At 67.1% G+C, this 1,261-nt stretch carries 1 protein-coding gene; it reads left to right on the top strand.

From position 1 onward, the window contains the following. Window positions 1–1,261: OprD family porin (locus N5D30_RS26040; RefSeq protein ID WP_279911339.1), on the top strand; the 1,261-nt coding region annotated here is incomplete at both ends.

The raw sequence follows: 1,261 nt of genomic DNA, 5'->3' as shown, positions 1-1,261 counted from the left end.
TCCGCCGCCGGCTTCATCGAAGACAGCAAGGCCACCCTCGGCCTGCGCAACTTCTATTACGACCTCAACACCAAGAACACCGCCAACAACAACGGCGAGGCCAGCGAGTGGGGCCAGGGCTTCATCTTCAACTACACCTCCGGCTTCACCGAGGGCACCGTCGGCTTCGGCCTCGACGCCGTCGGCCTGCTCGGCATCAAGCTCGACTCCGGCGGCTACAACACCAAGGCCGGCCGCGAGCGCACACCGGGCCAGCTGTTCCCACTCGACAGCGACGGCAGCGCCGTGGACGACTACAGCAAGGCCGGCGTGACCGCCAAGGTGCGCCTCTCCAAGACCGAGGCCCGCCTGGGCACCCTGCAGCCCAAGCTGCCGGTGGTCACCTTCAACGACGGCCGCCTGCTGCCGCAACTGTTCGAGGGCGGCCAGATCACCTCCGGCGAGATCGACAACCTCACCCTCACCGCCGGCCAGCTGGAACACACCAAGACCCGCTCCTCCAGCAACGACATCGGCCTGCGCATCGCCGGCACCAGCGCGGTCGACAGCAACAAGTTCTATTACGGCGGCGCCGACTACAAGGTCTCCAAGGACCTGCTGGTGCAGTACTACTACGGCAACCTGGAAGACTTCTACAAACAGCACTTCCTCGGTGCCGTGCACAACTGGGCCATCGGTCCGGGCACGCTGAAGACCGACCTGCGCTACTTCCACAGCGACTCCGACGGCAAGAACGGCAGCGCCGCCGGCCGTGCCGAGGGCTACCTCAGCAGCGGTTACTGGAACGCCGGCGACAGCAATCGCGGCGAGGTCGACAACCAGACCTGGAGCGCCCTGTTCACCTACGCCCTCGGCGGCCACGCGCTGAGCGCCGGCTACCAGCAGGTCTCGGGCGACAGCGCCTTCCCGTTCCTCAACCAGGGCGATGGCTCCACCGCCTACCTGATCACCGACCGCCAGATCGGCAAGTTCCTGTCGGCCGGCGAGCGCACCTGGCTGGCCGAGTACGCCTACGACTTCACCGCCGTCGGCGCGCCGGGCCTGAAGGCGATCATCACCTACCTGTCGGGCGACAACATCGACGCCGCCGGCGGCGACCGCCGCGAGTGGGAACGCGACTTCCGCCTCGACTACACCCTGCAGGACGGCGCCCTCAAGGGCCTCGGCTTCTCCTGGCGCAACGCCTCCCTGCGCGGCAACACCAGCGCCAACGACCAGGACGAGAACCGCCTGATCGTCAGCTACACCCTGCCGATCCTCT

It is taken from the genome of Pseudomonas sp. GD03875 (assembly GCF_029840585.1).
Classification (GTDB): domain Bacteria; phylum Pseudomonadota; class Gammaproteobacteria; order Pseudomonadales; family Pseudomonadaceae; genus Aquipseudomonas; species Aquipseudomonas paralcaligenes.
The sequence above is the reverse complement of the archived record's forward strand: the minus strand, read 5'-3'. Positions and strand labels throughout refer to the sequence as shown.